Source organism: Aquimonas sp. (assembly GCF_044377145.1).
Taxonomy (GTDB): domain Bacteria; phylum Pseudomonadota; class Gammaproteobacteria; order Xanthomonadales; family Xanthomonadaceae; genus Aquimonas.
Map to the genome: position 1 here is coordinate 1 of NZ_JBILJQ010000165.1, position 3,274 is coordinate 3,274.

Sequence of the window (3,274 nt, forward strand, 5' to 3'; positions counted from 1 at the left end):
AGGCGAGTTTTTGGCTCGGTCTCCGCACAGCCTTGCGTTCGCTGGATGGAGCAGAGTACGACCTGGTCGTAATCGACACAGCACCCACGCTGTCGCTAGCGACGCTGGCCACACTGCTTGCGACGGAAGGTTTGCTGATTCCGTGCCCAATGCGCAGCCTAGATGTCGAGAGCCTCAAGAGCTTTGCAGTGACAACGCACACGTGGCTCGAGACTCTAGCCAAGAGCTTCCCTCTGCCACTGAAGTGGTTCCGGGTGCTGCCCACCCTGCGGCAGGCGTCCTACATCGAAGAACTCAACGAGCTCGCCGTCAGGCAGCAGATCGCAGGCTTTGTACTGCCTGACAGAATGCCGCGTCTGGAGGCTTTGCAGCGCGCCGCCGGCGGTGCGGCGACGGTGTTCGAGCAGCAGCTGGATGATGATCTGGCGTCTGCTCCGGCCGCAGCCCGAAAGGCCAGAAGCATCTTGCGAGGCGTTCACAACGAGATTTTCGTGACTGTGCGAGCGGCTTCTGTGCCACAACCCACTCTGATTCGAGGAGACCAATCATGACCAGCCTACGCGACCGCGCACTGGCGAAGCATCTGGCGAACAACGAACGACTAGCCGCGACGGGAGTCGTGCCTGAGACGGGAGTCCCGGCTAGCGGTCCCATATCTCCGAAAGTGCAGTCAGCGGGTCCGGCTGCGATGCTCAAGGCGTCCATTGAGGCCTTGCCCATCCGCGGCACCATGGCGCTGCCTATCAACCAGCTTCATGTGCGTTCTGGCTACGAGCGTCATCCGGACGAGTTTGCGGGGAAGGAATGGGAGTCCTTCGTTGCGTCTATCGAGATGTCCAAAGGCAATCTGCAGCCGATCGACGTCCGTGAGGTGCGTGGTGGTCCAACGCTCTATCAGATCATTGCTGGCGAGCGTCGTTTCAGGGCGCTTCAGCAGCTGGGCCACAAGACCGCACTTTGCGCGATCCGTGAAGTCGACGATGGCATGGCCGACTTCATCCATGACACTGAAAACGCGAAGCGTGCAGACAAGACGCCGTTCTCATTGGCGTTGCAGCTCGTGAAAATGATGGCCTCAGGGCGCTATGGCACGCAAAAGGAACTTGCGGATAGTTTGGGAAGGGGCCAAGGCGATGTGTCCAGACTCATCCGATTGATCGATTTGGCACCCAAGGAGATGTGGCAGCGGACCAAGGATGCGATCACTCTCGGCCACCGCGACATCACGCTGTTGCTGAAGGCCTACGAGAAAAAGGGTTTCGCCGAGTACATCTCCAAGCTTGATGCGAAGGCGCCTACCCCAATCACGACCGTGCTGAAGAGAGCAAAAGAGTTTCTACAGCGACCGAAGGCGGAGAAGTCGCTGGTCCTGAAGATTCGTGAGGTGGAGCGAGGCGATGCCTTCCATATTGTGCTGCCGAAGGAGATCTCAGCGGCAGTTCGAGCACGAGTCCTGGAGTTCGCTAGGCAGATCGCCGAGGCCGATGATTCGAAGTAGTCAGACGGTTCAGTGACCACCGAGGCCCGCTTGTGCGGGCCTCTTCTTTTGGGCCCACGGATCAGTATTGGACGTTGTGGGTGCGGCAATCGCAGGTTCCAGTCCACGCTCGACCACACGGGTCCAAGTCCTAAACCCTTTGAACCAGTTGCCCCGCTTTGGAGTGATCGTCTCTGGTAGTGCGTGATGCGGCACTCTGAGCGCAGCGCAACGAGGTCGTCCGTCTGTATCCACCAAGCTGTCAAAGATGTCGGCGGCCTAGTTGTATTGCATCACCCGGTGCCAAGCGAAAGCCATGATTTCCATAGGTCAGCTCGGGCGACCAGGCTGAAGTTTGACGGTCAAACTTCGGGAAAAAAAATCATCTGGAACATGGGTTTGCACGCGGGACCCCCCTAATCTCGTAACGGGTCTTCGGTTGGGATCCCCACGTCTGCCCACCTTTGGCGCCAGCAGCGGGGGCATCGGTCGCGGAGCCAAACCACATGTTCGGAGTCTCAGACCCGCCGAATCTTAGCGCGCGGCTAATGCCGCCCACCGGCGGTTTGTTGCCGGCCGCGTTCGCGGTCTCAGCTTGCGCGTCAGTTTGGGCTAGCCAAGTCCAACCCACATCCGGGGCGCTGGTCGTATCGTCGACGACTGAGGCCAGCAGTCCTAGGCCCTCGCGCTCGGTGTTGATCGCCGCGTTCTGATCGCGGTGGTGGTCCGAATCGCAGGCCGGATAGTTCCAGCGGCTTTTCTGCAGCCGGAGCCTTGCGTGGATGTATCCGCTTTCGCTGCTGGTCTTGCTGCTCGGAAACCGCGGTTGGCACGTTCCAGTGTGGTCGTGGGTGCTACTTCCCAAACGCCCACAGACGAGCGCGACGATATGCCGCCGGTCACCGGTCTCATTGATCGTGATTGCCTCGGTGCCTACACGGTCGTTGGTTAACACGCACCGATTCGGCCGAACCCCGAACGTCGGCGCCACACTAAGCTCCTAGGACGTGTCGAGGTCTTAGAGGTTCTGCAACAGGTGCCCGACCAGGGTATCCAGTTCGGTATTTGAGTCGAGTTCGATGCGCAAGGTCCGACGCCGGCGGGGGAGGGCATCGGCATCTTCCCGGAACGGAGCTTGCCCGAGACGCTCGAGCACCGACTGCAGAGCCGGCAGCCAGGACCAGGTCAATTCGAGCGCATACGTGCCGTCGCCCGACGGCAACAGGCGCACGTCATCGGTCTGCAGAGCCTCGCGCAGCAGAGCCTCAAAGTGCGCGTGATCGGCGGACGGAGGATTCATCTGGCCAGCAGACAAAGCGGAGGTCAGCTCGCGAACCGACCAGCGCCGAGCAACCGCGCGCTCGCCCCAAGTCCGTTTGTCCTCGGGCGGTAGCCTATCAAGCGCGCGCAGATGGCCCCAGGTGAGCTGCCTTCGGTCCACCAGCGAAAGCAGAGGATCTGGCAGATCCGCCGCGCGGATGTAGCGCTGGACGACGGAATTCCCCACACCCAAGTCCAGCGCCTCGCTGATAGAAGGTAACCGCAATCCTGCCGACCAAAGCGCTCGGCAGGTAGCCGCTAGCGTCGATGGGGGTGGGGAGGGATCAAAGTCGAAGGTGCTGACCAGATCGCAGGCCTCTTCGGACAGCTTCAGCAGCCACACCTGTGCCTGGGCGCCGGGCAATCCGCCCAAACGAGAGCGACCCAAAAGGATATGGGTGGGCTCAAATGGAGCGGGAGCACGGAGGCCCACCAGAGGGCGGCCCGAAGGGCAGGGGAGAGGTGTCTGGCCAGAGC

The 3,274-nt window shown here is 61.0% G+C and carries 4 protein-coding genes; 2 read left to right on the plus strand and 2 right to left on the minus strand.

Annotation, left to right across the window (positions count from 1 at the left end):
- Nucleotides 1-551: ParA family protein (locus ACIQ7H_RS22135; RefSeq protein ID WP_395795651.1), on the plus strand; the 551-nt coding region annotated here is incomplete at its 5' end.
- Nucleotides 548-1,498 (plus strand): ParB/RepB/Spo0J family partition protein, encoded by a 951-nt coding sequence (locus tag ACIQ7H_RS22140; RefSeq protein WP_395795653.1) that lies wholly within the window; start codon nt 548-550, stop codon nt 1,496-1,498. The genes ACIQ7H_RS22135 and ACIQ7H_RS22140, both read left to right, overlap by 4 nt.
- Before the next feature lie 361 nt (nt 1,499-1,859).
- Here ACIQ7H_RS22140 and ACIQ7H_RS22145 read toward each other — a convergent pair whose 3' ends face one another.
- A complete protein-coding gene (locus ACIQ7H_RS22145; protein WP_395795655.1) occupies nt 1,860-2,468 on the minus strand; it encodes a zinc ribbon domain-containing protein in 609 nt (202 codons plus the stop codon).
- Nucleotides 2,469-2,495: 27 nt separating this feature from the next.
- Nucleotides 2,496-3,140: a hypothetical protein gene (locus ACIQ7H_RS22150; RefSeq protein WP_395795657.1), complete on the minus strand. Its 645-nt coding sequence runs from the start codon at nt 3,138-3,140 to the stop codon at nt 2,496-2,498.
- Between the last annotated feature and the right edge of the window lie 134 nt (nt 3,141-3,274).